The 13,540-nt window shown below is 67.4% G+C and carries 12 protein-coding genes; 6 read left to right on the top strand and 6 right to left on the bottom strand.

Translation table 11 applies throughout. The annotated features are described in order from the left end of the window. Window positions 1-40: 40 nt before the first annotated feature. From AC5P5X_RS10355 to AC5P5X_RS10365, 3 genes are all read right to left on the bottom strand, one after another. On the bottom strand, window positions 41-2,110 hold the full coding sequence (locus AC5P5X_RS10355; protein ID WP_005413024.1) for an EAL domain-containing response regulator: 2,070 nt from the start codon (window positions 2,108-2,110) through the stop codon (window positions 41-43). Window positions 2,111-2,201: 91 nt separating this feature from the next. Further along, window positions 2,202-3,386 carry a BaiN/RdsA family NAD(P)/FAD-dependent oxidoreductase gene (locus tag AC5P5X_RS10360; protein ID WP_005409262.1) on the bottom strand — a complete coding sequence of 395 codons (1,185 nt, stop codon included), beginning with the start codon at window positions 3,384-3,386 and terminating at the stop codon, window positions 2,202-2,204. Beyond that, a complete protein-coding gene (locus tag AC5P5X_RS10365) occupies window positions 3,383-3,931 on the bottom strand; it encodes a YaeQ family protein (RefSeq protein ID WP_005409263.1) in 549 nt (182 codons plus the stop codon). Before AC5P5X_RS10365 ends, AC5P5X_RS10360 begins: the two co-directional genes overlap by 4 nt. Window positions 3,932-4,056: 125 nt before the next feature. Between AC5P5X_RS10365 and AC5P5X_RS10370 the strand changes: the two genes are divergently transcribed. Continuing rightward, on the top strand, window positions 4,057-4,935 hold the full coding sequence (locus tag AC5P5X_RS10370; RefSeq protein ID WP_060379941.1) for a pseudouridine synthase: 879 nt from the start codon (window positions 4,057-4,059) through the stop codon (window positions 4,933-4,935). 6 nt (window positions 4,936-4,941) lie between these two features. Here the strand turns inward: AC5P5X_RS10370 and AC5P5X_RS10375 are convergent, their stop codons facing one another. Continuing rightward, window positions 4,942-5,430, bottom strand: coding sequence for a YaiI/YqxD family protein (locus AC5P5X_RS10375; RefSeq protein ID WP_005409265.1), 489 nt, complete (start codon window positions 5,428-5,430; stop codon window positions 4,942-4,944). Window positions 5,431-5,731: 301 nt separating this feature from the next. Here AC5P5X_RS10375 and AC5P5X_RS10380 point away from each other — a divergent pair, with 301 nt between their 5' ends. From AC5P5X_RS10380 to AC5P5X_RS10395, 4 genes are all read left to right on the top strand, one after another. Next, window positions 5,732-5,941 (top strand): cold-shock protein, encoded by a 210-nt coding sequence (locus AC5P5X_RS10380; RefSeq protein ID WP_004153307.1) that lies wholly within the window; start codon window positions 5,732-5,734, stop codon window positions 5,939-5,941. Window positions 5,942-6,124: 183 nt separating this feature from the next. Further along, window positions 6,125-6,814 carry a glutathione S-transferase family protein gene (locus tag AC5P5X_RS10385; RefSeq protein WP_033834915.1) on the top strand — a complete coding sequence of 230 codons (690 nt, stop codon included), beginning with the start codon at window positions 6,125-6,127 and terminating at the stop codon, window positions 6,812-6,814. A 32-nt stretch (window positions 6,815-6,846) separates the two neighbouring features. Continuing rightward, on the top strand, window positions 6,847-8,412 hold the full coding sequence (locus AC5P5X_RS10390) for a protein adenylyltransferase SelO (RefSeq protein WP_329762674.1): 1,566 nt from the start codon (window positions 6,847-6,849) through the stop codon (window positions 8,410-8,412). Between the two features lie 672 nt (window positions 8,413-9,084). Continuing rightward, window positions 9,085-9,621, top strand: coding sequence for an adenine phosphoribosyltransferase (locus tag AC5P5X_RS10395; protein ID WP_005409268.1), 537 nt, complete (start codon window positions 9,085-9,087; stop codon window positions 9,619-9,621). A 174-nt stretch (window positions 9,622-9,795) separates the two neighbouring features. Here AC5P5X_RS10395 and dbpA read toward each other — a convergent pair whose 3' ends face one another. Beyond that, window positions 9,796-11,172, bottom strand: a complete 1,377-nt coding sequence (dbpA, locus tag AC5P5X_RS10400) for an ATP-dependent RNA helicase DbpA (RefSeq protein ID WP_005409269.1) — start codon at window positions 11,170-11,172, stop codon at window positions 9,796-9,798. 152 nt (window positions 11,173-11,324) lie between these two features. Further along, window positions 11,325-12,404 (bottom strand): YeiH family protein, encoded by a 1,080-nt coding sequence (locus tag AC5P5X_RS10405; protein ID WP_012479937.1) that lies wholly within the window; start codon window positions 12,402-12,404, stop codon window positions 11,325-11,327. 102 nt (window positions 12,405-12,506) lie between these two features. On the opposite strand from AC5P5X_RS10405, the gene AC5P5X_RS10410 reads away from it, so the two are divergent. Next, a complete protein-coding gene (locus AC5P5X_RS10410) occupies window positions 12,507-13,382 on the top strand; it encodes a LysR family transcriptional regulator (RefSeq protein ID WP_111189185.1) in 876 nt (291 codons plus the stop codon). The last annotated feature ends 158 nt before the right edge of the window (window positions 13,383-13,540 follow it).

The raw sequence follows: 13,540 nt of genomic DNA on the forward strand, positions 1-13,540 counted from the left end.
GGGGACCAAGGACGCCGGCCAGCGGCCGGCACTACCGCGGTCACCCGAACTCGAACCCCATCTCCGGCAGCGCCGGGCCGACGAAGTCGCCCTGCACGTAATCCACGCCGGCACTGAACAGCAGGGTCATCGAATTGGCGTCGCTGACGAACTCGGCGATGGTGCGGATGCCGGCCTCCTGCGCGCGTGCGGTGATCTGGCTGATGCGGTCGATGTTCTCGCGGGTGGCCGCCAGATCGCTGGTGAAACCGCGGTCCAGCTTGAGGAACTGCGGCTGGAAGTGGGCGAGCAGCTGGAACGAGTCCAATCCCGAACCGAACTGCTCCAGCCCGATGCGGCAGCCCAGTGGCGCCACTTCGGCAAGGAACTGCTGCGCACTGCGCAGGTGGGTGAACACCTTCGCTTCCGGCGCATGCAGCCACAGCCGTTCGCCGGGCACGCCCTGCGCCTGCAGCTCGCGCCGCAGGGTGGCGATCATCTCTGGGTCGTCGAACGATTCCGGCGTCACCTTCACCAGTACCTGGGTGGCGTGGCCCTGGCGTGCGCGCTGACCCAGTACGGCGATGGCCTGCGAAACCACCCAGCGGTTGATCTCCGCCAGCAGGCCGTACTCCTCGGCGATGCCCAGGAACGCGGTCGGGCTCAGCAGTTCGCCGTTGTGCTCCAGGCGCAGGTAGGCCTCGTACAGCTCCAGCGGCTCGCCCTGCAGGTTCAGCACCGGCTGGTAGTGCAGCTGGAAGCCGTCGCCGGCCAGTGCTTCACGGATACGGGTGACCCAGCGCAGCACGCGTTCTTCCTCGACGCGGTCGGCCGCAGCCGGGTCGAAGATGCGGCAGGTATTGCCCAGTTCGGCGGCGGCATGCGTGCACTCGCTGGCGCGTGCGAGCACCTGGCCGATGCTGGCGATCTTCTCGCCCACCTGCACGCCACCGATGCTGACCGTCACCGTAGCCGAGCGCGCGCCGATGCTGAACACATGCGCTGCATACGCTTCGCGGATGCGCTCGGCCAGTGCCACGGTCTGCGCGTAGGGCCCGGCCTGCAGCACGGCGAAATTGTGTTCGCCGAAGCGGGCCAGCTGCGCGTCCTCGCCAACGACCTCGGCCAGCAGGCCGGCAAGGGCGCCGATCAGCGCGTCGGCCGAGGCCAGGCCGATGTCCGGCAGCAGGCGCGCGTAGTGGTCCGGCTCGATCAGCAGCAGGCCGAACTGGCCTTCGCTGCGCCCGGCCTGTGCCACTGCGCTTTCCAGCTGCAGCATGAAGGTCGGGCGGTTGAGCAGGCCCGTGACCTGATCGCGCTGGCGCAGGTCCTCGACCTCGCGGGCCAGCTCCGGATCGAACTCCATGCGGCGGCGAAGCACCACCTGCAGGCAGGATTCGCCTTCGTAGGTGGCGGCGGTGAATTCCATGGTTGCCGCGAACGTACTGCCATCCTCGTGGCGGGCATCGAGCTGGTACTGCGGCGGCGGCGCCTCGCCACGGCTCAGGCCCTTCAGCAGCTGCTTGAAGCCTTCCACATGCTGCGCGGCGACCATGTCCAGCAGCGAGATGCCTTCGATGTCGTCGAACTGCTCGTAGCCGAACATTTCCAGGTAGGCATCGTTGGCACGGATGTGCATCCCTTCGTGCACGTAGGCGATGGGATCGCGCGAAGAGGCGATCAGCGCATCGCAGCGGCGCTCGGTCTCGCGCATCTGCGCTTCGATGCGGCGCAGGCCGCGACGGGCCTGCAGGTCCACCCATTGGTCGCGGACCACGGCCAACAGATGCTCGGAGCGCTGGCGCAGGGCGAGGGCACGGATGCCGTGGCTGCTGGCCTGCACCAGCTCGTCCTCGTCGATGCGATCGGCCAGCAGCACCAGCGGAATGTCCTTGCCGCTGGCGGCGATGTGCTGGGCCACCAACGGCAGCGGGATGCCCTGCGAGGGGGACGCCAGCACCAGGTCGATGGCCTGGCTGGACAGCACCTGGGACAGCTCGGCCGCATCCTGTGGACGCCAAGGGCGCACCGCGATGCCGCTGTTGCGCAGCGTGCTGACAATGGCTTCGGCATTCTCGCCGCTGTCATCGACGATCAGCAGGCGGATGGTGATGTCGTTCGCGTTCTGCATGCACTGCTCCCCAATCTGCGAATCTAGATACACGATGCGCGGCGAACCGTCCATGCGCGCGCCCCTTGCACGCATCGAACGGCGATCTGGTTCACACCACGCCACCGGCCGCGTGGCCGCTGGCCCAGGCCCACTGGAAGTTGTAGCCGCCCAGCCAGCCGGTCACATCCAGCACCTCGCCGACGAAATGCAGGCCGGGTACGCGCTTGGATTCCATTGTCGAGGACGACACCTCAGCGGTATCCACGCCGCCCAGGGTGACTTCGGCGGTGCGATAGCCCTCGGTGCCGCTGGCCACCAGCGGGAACGCGCCCAGCAGCTGCGCGGCCTGGCGCAGCACCGGCTCGTCCAGCTGGCGCACAGGCCGGTCGGGCAGCCAGTGCTCGCACAGGCGCTGCGCCAGCCGCTTCGGCAGTACCTCGGCCAGCACCGTGCGCAGCTCGGCGGCCGGGCGCTCGCGCTTCATCTGGCGCAGCCACTCGCCGGCATCCTGGCCGGGCAGCAGGTCCAGCTCCAGCGCATCGCCGGGTTGCCAGAACGAGGAGATCTGCAGGATCGCCGGGCCGCTCACGCCGCGGTGGGTCAGCAGCATGAAGTTCTGGAAGCTCTTGCCGTTGCAGCGCGCCTCGATCGGCAGGGCGACACCACTCAGGTCGGCCAGCCGTTCCTGGTGCTTGCCGCTGAGCGTCAGCGGCACCAGCCCGGCGCGGGTCGGCAGCACCTGATGGCCGAACTGGCGAGCAATCTCGTAGCCAAAGCCGGTGGCGCCCATGCTCGGAATCGACAGGCCGCCGGTGGCAACCACCAGCGAGGCGCAGTGGAACAGGCCCTGCGTGGTGTGCACACGGAATCCGTCGCTGCCGTGCTCGATGCGCTGCACGCTGCATTCGGTGCGGATCTGGGCACCGGCCGCCTGGCATTCGTCCACCAGCATCTTCACGATCTGCTTGGACGAGATGTCGCAGAACAGCTGGCCCAGCTCCTTTTCGTGATAGGCGATGCCGTGCTTGCTGACCAGCTCGATGAAGTGCCAGGGCGTGTAGCGCGCCAGCGCCGATTTGCAGAAGTGCGGGTTGGCCGACAGGAAGTTGGCCGGGGTGGTGCCGGTGTTGGTGAAGTTGCAGCGGCCACCGCCGGACATCAGGATCTTCTTGCCGACCTTGTTGGCATGGTCGATCACCTGCACCTGGCGGCCGCGCTGGCCAGCCGTGATCGCGGTCATCAGCCCGGCCGCGCCGGCGCCGATGACCACCACGTCGCAACGGATCGTGCTCATGCCTTGGCGCGCTTACGCCAGTTCGGGACCACGTCGAGCTGCATCTGATCGTTGAGTAGCTGCACTTCACCGTCCTGGATCAGCACGCTCCAGCGCATCGCGCGCTGGATCTGCTGGCCCCACAGTTCGACGAAGGCACCATCGAGGTCAACCACCGACAGGTTGTCGAAGCGCGCCAGGCCCTTGCCCTGCTTGCCCCACCAGATCTCCGAGGCGTTGCCGCCGTAATTGACCACCTGCACCTGCCGGCTGCGGTTGCTGGCCTTGCGGATGCGGGATTCGTCGGGATGGCCCAGGTCGATCCATTGCAGGATGTCGCCGGTGTAGTCGTGTTCCCACAGGTCCGGCTCATCGTCGGTACTCAGGCCGCGGCCGAATTCCAGGCGGTCGCCGGCGTTCAGCGCGAAGGCGAGCAGGCGCACCATCAATCGTTCGTCGGTCTCGGACGGGTGCTGGGCCAAGGTCAGGTTGTGGGTCGCGTAGTAGCCGCGATCCATGTCGCTGATCTGCAGTTCGGCCTTGCGGATGGTGGCGGTAAGAGCCATGGGGGATCCGTGGACTAAAGACGTCAATGATAGAGGTTTGCTCCAAGGGTGTCCGTTGCCGGGCTGTCTGCGCAGCGTCAACGGTGGCACTCTTGGCGCTCTTTCCCGTGGCCGGAATGGACGCCATGACCCTGCCCAGCCACCTGCAGCTGCCCCCCGGCCACTGGCCCAGCCTGCTCGATGGCCTGTGCGCGCGTTTCCCGCGCATCGGTCGCGCGCAATGGCAGGACCGCTTCGCCCGAGGCCGTGTGCAGGATGCGCAGGGCAGGGCACTGGCGCCGGACATGCCCTGGCAGGTGGGGCTGGAAATCCAGTACTTCCGCGAGGTTGCCGACGAGCCGGTGATTCCCTTCGCCGAGACCATCCTGCATCTGGATGCGCACCTGCTGGTGGCCGACAAGCCGCACTTCCTGCCGGTAACGCCGGCGGGTGGGTATGTGCGCGAAACCCTGCTGTCGCGCCTGGTCGCACGCACCGGCAACACCGAACTGGCGCCGTTGCACCGCCTGGACCGGCTGACCGCCGGCCTGGTGCTGTTCTCGACCCAGGCAGCCACGCGCGATGCCTATCAGCGGCTGTTCCGCGAGCGGCGCATCGAGAAGACCTATGAGGCGTTGGCACCGGCGCTGCCCGGGCTGGCGTTTCCGTTGCTGCGGGACAGTCGTCTGGTGCCGGGGGAGCCGTTCTTCCGCATGGCCGAAGTGCCGGGCGAGCCCAATGCGCGCAGCCTGATCGAGCCGATCGAGGCCGAAGGGCCGGTCTGGCGCTACCGGCTGAAGCCGGAAACCGGTCGCAAGCATCAGCTGCGCGTGCATATGGCGATGTTGGGCGCCCCCATCGAGGGCGATGACCTGTATCCGCAGCTGAGGCCGCGCCGGGATGACACGTTCGAGTCGCCCCTGCAGCTGCTGGCGCAGGGGCTGGCCTTCGATGATCCGCTGACCGGGGAACCGCGGCGGTTCAGCAGCCAGCGCCGCCTGTGCCTGCCCGCCCAGAGCGGGTAGGGCCGTTCAGCGAACCGGGCGCCGCGCCAGCCAGCGGTCCAGCTCGGCGGCGAACAGCTGCCGGTCGCGCTGGCCCAGCGGCGGCGGGCCGCCGGTCTGGACCCCGGCGCCGCGCAGTTCTTCCATGAAATTGCGCATCGACAGCCGCTCGGCCATGTTGTTCGGCGTGTACAGCTGGCCGCGCGGGTTCAGCGCCACAGCCTTCTTCTCCAGCACCAGCGCGGCCAGCGGGATGTCCTGGGTGACGACCAGGTCTCCGGCAGCGACCCGTTCGACGATGGCGCTGTCGGCCACGTCCAGGCCCTGGGGCACCTGGATCGAACGCAGCCAGCGTGAGGGCGGGGTGCGGATCCACTGGTTGGCAACCAGGGTCAGTTCGATGCCAACGCGTTCAGCGGCACGGAACAGGATGTCGCGAATGACGGTGGGGCAGGCGTCCGCGTCCACCCAGATGCGGGGGAGGGCGGGTTCAGCTTGGGTTTCAGCTTCAGTCATTTACCCAGTGTAGGGTAGGAAAATCCTGAATGGGGACTCGGGGTTAGCCTCGATCGGCTGCCAGCCCTTGTCACGTCTAGCGGGCGGGGCCAGCCGATGAACGTCCGGGCTATCGCTTTTTGCAGAAAACACGCGTATCGTTCGTCCCACTGTGTTTGCTAGGGTCACCGTGAATCGTGGCCTGGTGCAGTTGATCTCACGATCCGCTCATCGATCCGCTTTACCAACGCCTGCAACTCAGTCTCGGCCCCGATACCCGGTGGCTGCGATTTTTTCAACATGTGTTTCAGGAGTTAGTCAAATGTCTGATCGTCAGACCGGCACCGTCAAGTGGTTCAACGACGCCAAGGGCTTCGGCTTCATCACCCCGGAAAGCGGCCCGGACCTGTTTGTGCACTTCCGTGCCATCCAGGGCACCGGCTTCAAGACCCTGCAGGAAGGCCAGAAGGTTACCTTCATCGCCGTCCAGGGCCAGAAGGGTATGCAGGCTGACCAGGTGCAGGCGGTCTAATCCGTCTGCTACCGTTTGGTAGCCAGAACGCCGGAAGCGAAAGCTTCCGGCGTTTTTTATTGCCTGCTGCTTTGTAGAGTCGAGATTGCTCGACTGTCTCTGGAAAGCAGTCGAGCACGCTCGACTCTACAAAGGGCATGCAGCTGGCGCGGTACGATGCAGGCCTCCCCAAGGATCATCCCCATGCGCATCGTCCACCACCTGGAAAACTCCCGTTCCCTGCGTGTGCTGTGGATGCTGGAGGAGCTGGGGCTGGACTACGAACTGCGCCGTTATCCCCGCGATCCGAAGACGCTGCTGGCACCGCCCGAACTGCGTAACGTGCATCCGCTGGGCAAGTCGCCGGTGCTGCAGGATGGCGAGCTGGTACTGGCCGAGTCCGGCGCGATCCTCGACTACCTCGCAGACCGCTACGACACCCAACGCCAGCTGTCGCCGTCACCGATGCCGGCCGATGGCGCCGAGCGCATTGCCTACCGCTATTGGCTGCACTACGCCGAAGGCTCGGCGATGCCGCCGCTGCTGCTGACCCTGGTGATGGGCCGCATCCGCAACGCGCCGATGCCGTTCTTCGCCCGCCCGATTGCGCGCAGCATCGCCGACAAGGCCGAGCGCGGCTTCATCGGTCCGCAGCGACGACTGCACCTGGACTGGATGGAGCGCCGCCTGTCCGAAAGCCCGTGGTTCGCGGGTGAGCGGTTCAGCGCAGCCGACATCCAGATGAGCTTCCCGATCCAGGCTGCGGCCGCACGGGGTGGTGGCCTCGACGACAAGCCGGCGCTGCGTGGCTTTCTCAAGCGCATCAGCGAGCGGCCGGCCTACCAGCGTGCCGAGGCCCACGGCGGTCATCTGCAGGCGCTCAGCGGCAATTGAGGCGGGCGGCGGTCGTCCCCATCTTCAGCACCATGGATACCGACAGCCCCCGTTTCGACAACCGCCTGCTGCACACCCTGCCGGGCGACCCCGAATCCGGCCCGCGCCGCCGCGAAGTGCTGGGCGCGGCCTGGTCGCCGGTGATGCCGACTCCAGTGACGGCGCCTACGCTGCTGGCTTGGGCGCCGGACGTCGCCGCGATGCTCGGCTTCGATACCGCTGAAGTCGAAAGCGAAGGCTTCGCGCGGGTGTTCGGCGGCAATGCGCTGTACGCCGGCATGCAGCCGTGGGCGGCCAATTACGGTGGCCATCAGTTCGGCCACTGGGCGGGCCAGCTCGGCGACGGCCGCGCGATCTCGCTGGGCGAACTGGACGCACCGGATGGCCGTCATTGGGAACTGCAGCTGAAGGGTGCCGGTCCCACGCCGTATTCGCGGGGTGCTGATGGCCGCGCAGTGCTGCGCTCATCCATCCGCGAATTCCTGTGCAGCGAAGCGATGCATCACCTGGGCGTACCGACCACGCGCGCGCTGTCGCTGGTCGGCACCGGCGAAGACGTGGTACGCGACATGTTCTACGACGGCCACCCGCGTGCCGAGCCCGGCGCCATCGTGTGCCGGGTATCGCCCTCGTTCCTGCGCTTTGGTTCATTCGAACTGCCAGCGTCACGCGGCGAAACTGCCTTGTTGCGGCAGCTGGTCGACGCGTGCATCGCCCGCGACTTTCCGGAGCTTGAAGGGCAGGGTGAGGCGCTGTACGGCGACTGGTTCGCGCAGATCGCGGTGCGCACTGCCGAGATGATCGCGCACTGGATGCGCGTCGGTTTCGTGCATGGCGTGATGAACACCGACAACCTGTCCGTGCTCGGCCTCACGCTCGACTACGGTCCTTATGGCTGGGTCGAGGACTTCGACCCGGACTGGACACCGAACACCACCGATGCCCAGGGGCGTCGCTACCGCTTCGGTACACAGCCGCAGGTGGCGTACTGGAACCTGAGCCGATTGGCACAGGCGTTGTCACCGTTGTTCGCCGATGTCGAACCGTTGCAGGCAGGATTGGCCGCGTACCAGTCCACCTTCGTCGCCTGCACCCGTCGCGATGCCGCAGCGAAACTCGGCCTGGCTGCGGCGGATGATGAAGACCTGCAGTTCTACCTGCGCTGGCAGCAGTTGATGCAGGACGGCGCAATGGACATGACCCTGGCCTGGCGCGCGCTGATGCGCGTTGATCCAGCGTCGCCCGATGTGGGTGTGCTGGACGCGGTGTACTACGACGAGGCACGCCAGCAGTCGGTGCAGGCACCGTTGCAGCAGTGGCTGCAGGATTACGCGGCGCGGCTGCGCGTGGATCCGCTGTCGGCCAGCGAGCGCACGGCGAAGATGGCCGCGGCCAATCCGCTGTACGTGCTGCGCAACTGGCTGGCGCAGGAGGCCATCGATCGCGCCGAACAGGGCGACCTCGGCGGTGTTCATGCGTTACAGGATGTGCTGCGCGATCCGTATACCGAGCGCGCCGGCCTGGAGCACTATGCCGGCAAGCGGCCGGCGTGGGCCGACAACCGCGCCGGCTGCTCGATGTTGTCCTGCAGTTCCTGAGGGTGGGTTTCGGCAGGGCTGCGCCCTGCACCCGCAGAGGCCAGGTCAACAGCCAGAGCAAAAGCTGGATTCCGTGGTTTGGCGGGGCGGTGTCGGAGTGCGGGGACGCCGCAAGTACGTCCGTGTAGGCTTGGCAGCCGCTTGCTCGTGTGCGCTTTCCTGCGCACACGGCAAGACCGGGGTTGGGCGTCCTGCCCAACCCGCCCGAGGCATGCCTCGGGCCCATGCGGCTGACACCCCGCACTCCGACACCGCCCCGCCTCCGACAGATTCCCGTTGCTGTGGGTAGGTGTCGACCTTGGTCGACACGGTCGATCCACGCCATGCGTGGATGCTTTTTGTTCAATTCTCGAAATATTCGATTTCGATGAAGATTCATCCACGCATGGCGTGGATCTACGACAGGTCGCAGGAAACTGTCGAAGGCGGGGTGGGTCCGGTTGCGGGGGCGTGAGCCGCATGGATGCGGCGACCGAGCTTACATGGACGTACTTGCAGCGGCCCCCGCCACCGGACCCACCCCGCCATCCCACAGGAAACCCGCTTCTGCCGTTGCCGTTGCCGTTGCTTGAAGCCTCTGCAGGTGCCGGGCGCAGCCCGGCCGAACACCCCCAACAGGCAGCCGGCGCCCGGAACAGGTACCCTATGCCGCCATCAGATAGCCAACGTGACATGACCGACGCCCTCGTCGCTCCGCAGTGGGCCTCCCGCCTGCGCGACATCGCCGACTTCCCCAAGCCCGGCATCCTCTTCAAGGACATCATGCCGCTGCTCGCCCATAGCGAGGACTTCCGCGGTGCCATCACCGCGATGGCCGACCGTTGGCGCGACCAGAAGCTGGACGCGGTGATCGGTATCGAATCGCGTGGCTTCATCCTCGGCGCCGCGATGGCGCTGGAACTGGGCGTGGGCTTCGTGCCGGTGCGCAAGCCGGGCAAGCTGCCGGGACAGGTGCTGCGCGAGGAATACACGCTGGAATACCGCAGTGACTGCATCGAAGTGCACGCCGACGCCCTGCCGGCCGGGGCCCGCGTGGCGATCATCGACGACGTGCTGGCCACCGGCGGCACGCTGGTCGCTGCGCTGTCGCTGGTGCGCCGCCTGGGCGTTGACGTGGTCGGTGCCGGCGTACTGGTCGAACTGGACGGCCTGGGTGGTCGCGCCCGCTGGGAATCGGATCTGCCGCTGCACACCGAACTGGTGTTCTGATCGAAGGGCAGGTGCCAACCAAGGTTGGCATCTACCAGAGCGAATGGCCGGGAACCGGTAGTTGCCAACCTTGGTTGGCAGCGCTTTTCGCGATTGACGCCACGGATGGGCCAACCAAGGTTGGCCACTACCAGGTCAGATCATTGCCAACCGTGGTTGGCAACGCTGCTTCAATCACATCATCCGCACGCGGAAACGACGGCCCTTGATCTTGCCGGCTTCCAGTTTCGCCACGGCCTTGTTGGCCTGCTCGCGCGCGATCGCCACGTAGGAGCGGGTCGGGAAGATCGCGATCTTGCCGATGAACTTGCTCGACAGGCCGGCATCACCGGTCAGCGCACCGAGGATGTCGCCTGGGCGCAGCTTGTCGGTCTTGCCACCGTCGATCCGCAGCGTGCGCATCGCGGCCTGCGGCAGTTCGGCCGGGCGCGAGGTTGCCAGCGGCGTCTTCTGCCAGTCCAGCGGCTGCCCCATCTGCGCTTCGATGGCTTCGGCGCGGGTCTTCTCGCGGCCGGCCACCAGGCTGATCGCCAGGCCACTGGCACCGGCACGGCCGGTACGGCCGACGCGGTGCTGGTAGCTTTCCACGTCGGTCGGAAGCTCGTAATTGATCACTGCCGCCAGATCTTCCACGTCCAGGCCACGTGCGGCCACGTCGCTGGCCACCAGCACGTTGCAGCTGCGGTTGGCCAGCAGCAACAGCACTTCCTCGCGGTCGCGCTGTTCCATGTCGCCATGCAGGGCCAGCGCGGAGAAGCCGAACTGCTGCAGCGAGTTGGCTACTTCGTCCACGTCTTTGCGGGTGTTGCAGAACACCACCGCCGATTCCGGCGTGTACTTCAGCAGCAGGCCGGCCAGCGCCTTCTGGCGATGCGCCGGTTCCACCTCGCAGAACAGGTGGCGGATGGCCGGTGCCTGGTCGGCGCCTTCCACGGTCACTTCCACCGCATCGCGCAGCAGGTCACGCGCCATGGCGCGGATGCTGTCGGGGAAGGTGGCCGAGAACAGCAGGCTCTGGCGGTCCTTGTGGGTGCGGCCGGCGATCTCGCGGATCGGCTCCTCGAAGCCCATGTCGAGCATGCGGTCGGCCTCGTCCAGCACCAGCGTGCGCACCGCGCCAAGATTCAGCGCGCGCTTGCGTGCCAGCTCCTGCACGCGGCCGGGCGTGCCCACCACAACGTGTGGGTCATGGCCTTCCAGCGAGGCCAGCTGCGGGCCCAGCGGCACGCCGCCGACCAGCAGCAACAGCTTCAGGTTGGGGATGCCGGTGGCCAGCTTGCGGATCTGCTTGCCGACCTGGTCGGCCAGTTCGCGGGTCGGGCACAGCACCAGCGCCTGCACGCGGATCAGGCTGGGGTCGATGGACTGCAGCAGGCCCAGGCCGAAGGCGGCGGTCTTGCCGCTGCCGGTGGGTGCCTGTGCGATTACATCGCGGCCATCCAGGATGGCCGGCAGGCTCTGCGCCTGCACGGGGGTGAGGGTGGTATAGCCGAGGGCATCCAGGCCGGGCTGCAGGGCCGGGCTCAGCGGCAGGGTCGAGAAGTCAGTCATGGCGCATTGTACCTGCCTGCACGGCCGGTCCCGCCCAATGGGGTGGGGACGGATCCCTTTCCGCAGGAAAGGGCTCTGACCCCGTCGGAGTCGTCATCCACGCACGGCGTGGATCTACTGGTATGTGCCGCCCCTGGTCGGCACGCTCCTGATCAGCCCAGCACCGCCAGCACACCCTGGTGGATTGCCAGGCCACCGAACAGCAGCCAGGCGAACAGGATCAGCGCCAGCAGCAGCGGCTTCAGTCCTGCCTGGCGCAGCGCCGAGACGTGGGTGGTCAGGCCCAGCGCGGCCATCGCCATCGCCAACAGCACCGTGTCCAGCTGCACCAGCCCGGCCTGCAGGCCGGCCGGAAGCAGATGCAGCGAGTTGAAACCGGCCACGGCCACGAAACCGAACGCGAACCACGGCACCACGATGCGCGCCTTGCTGCCATCGGCGCTGGCCTTGCCGCCACGGGCCAGCCACAGTGACAGCGCGATCAGGAACGGCGCCAGCAGCATCACTCGCACCATCTTGGTGATCACCGCCGTGTCAGCTGCCGCTTCGTTGACCGCACGGCCGGCCGCCACCACCTGTGCCACTTCGTGCACCGTCGCACCGGTGAACAGGCCGTACTGCCGCGCGTCCATTGCCAGCCAGCCGTGCGACTGCACCAGTGCATATAGCGCCGGGTACAGGAACATCGCCAGCGTGCCGAACACCACCACCGTCGAGACCGCGACGGTGACATGCGCAGCGCGGCCACGCACCACCGGCTCGGCGGCCATCACCGCTGCCGCACCGCAGATCGCACTGCCAGCGCCGATCAGCATGGCTGCCTCGCGCTCCATCTTGAACACGCGCACGCCCAGCCAGCAGGCCAGGCCGAAGGTGCTGGCAACCACCAGCACGTCCATCAGCACGCCAGTGACGCCGACATGGCCGATGTCCTGGAAGGTCAGGCGCAACCCGTACAGCACGATGCCGGCGCGCAGCAGCCAGTGCTTGGAAAAGCCGACACCGGCCGCGCTGCCCGGTGCCAGCCGCGGGTAGAAGGTGTTGCCGACCACGATGCCGGCGACGATCGCCACGGTCAGCGCGCTCAAGCCGTGCGCCTGGAGCCACGGAAGCTCGGCCAGATACAGCGACGCCGCCGCGATCAGGCCTACCAGCACGAGGCCGGGCAGACGCGGCTGCCAGCGTTGGCGCAAGGCGGGCAGGGACCAGGGGGAGAGGGCAGGGGCATTCATGGCAGGGGCAGGGCTTGAGTGATGGGGCAAGCGTGCGCGTCTGTCGCTGACCTGTAAAACGAATAATATGGGTGAAACCTACCCATCAAGAAGGTAAGTGCCATGCGCCTGACCTTGCGCCAGCTGCAGGTTTTCGTCGCCATCGCCGACCATGGCAGCACCACCGCTGCCGGCCAGGCCATTGCGCTCTCGCAGTCGGCCAGCAGCGCGGCCCTGCAGGAGCTGGAGGCACACTTCGGCACCCCGCTGTTCGACCGCATCGGCCGCCGTCTGGCGCTGAACGGGCATGGCCGCGCACTGCTGGAGCCGGCGCGCACCTTGCTGGTCAACGCCGCCGACCTGGAGCGTCAGCTGGCCGCCGGCGGCGACCCATCGCAGGGGGCACCGCTGCGGCTGGTGCTGGCCGCCAGTACCACCATCGGCAATTACCTGCTGCCGCCACGCATCGCCGAACTGCTGCGCCAGGCGCCGCAGGCCGAGGTCGACCTGCGCATCGACAACAGTGCCGGCGTGGTCGCTGCCGTGCAGCGCCTGGACGTGGACGCCGGCCTGATCGAAGGCCCGTGCCACGAGCGCGGCCTGCAGGTGACCGCGTGGCAGCAGGACTCGCTGGTGATCGTGGCTGCCGCCGATGCCCCCGCCAGCTGGTCGCTGGACGAACTGCGCCGCGCACGCTGGCTGCTGCGCGAGCCAGGCTCCGGCACCCGCGAAGCTGTCGAACAGGCGCTGCTGCCGCACCTGCGTGGCTTCGCCCAGACCCTGCAACTGGGCAACACCGAAGCAATCAAGCAGGCCGCCATCGCCGGCCTCGGCCTGGCCTGTCTTTCGCGTCACGCGCTGGAAGAGCCATTGGCCCTGGGCCGCCTGCGCGTGCTCGAGACGCCGCTGCCTCCGTTGCGGCGCACCCTGTGGCTGGTACGGCATCCCGGCAAGCAGTGGCTGCCGGGGTTGCAGGCGTTGCTGGGGGACGTGGAGTAGCAGGGATCGGTCTTGCACTGCGCGAATTCCACGAAGGGGTCAGAGCCCGTTGCGCAGCAACGGGATCCGACCCCGACAGATCGACAGGCCTTGCAGCGCTCATCCACGCGTGGCCTGGATCTGCCGTGTCGACCAAGGTCGACACCCACCAGAGCAGA

It is taken from the genome of Stenotrophomonas sp. YJH_SMC_91 (assembly GCF_059368495.1).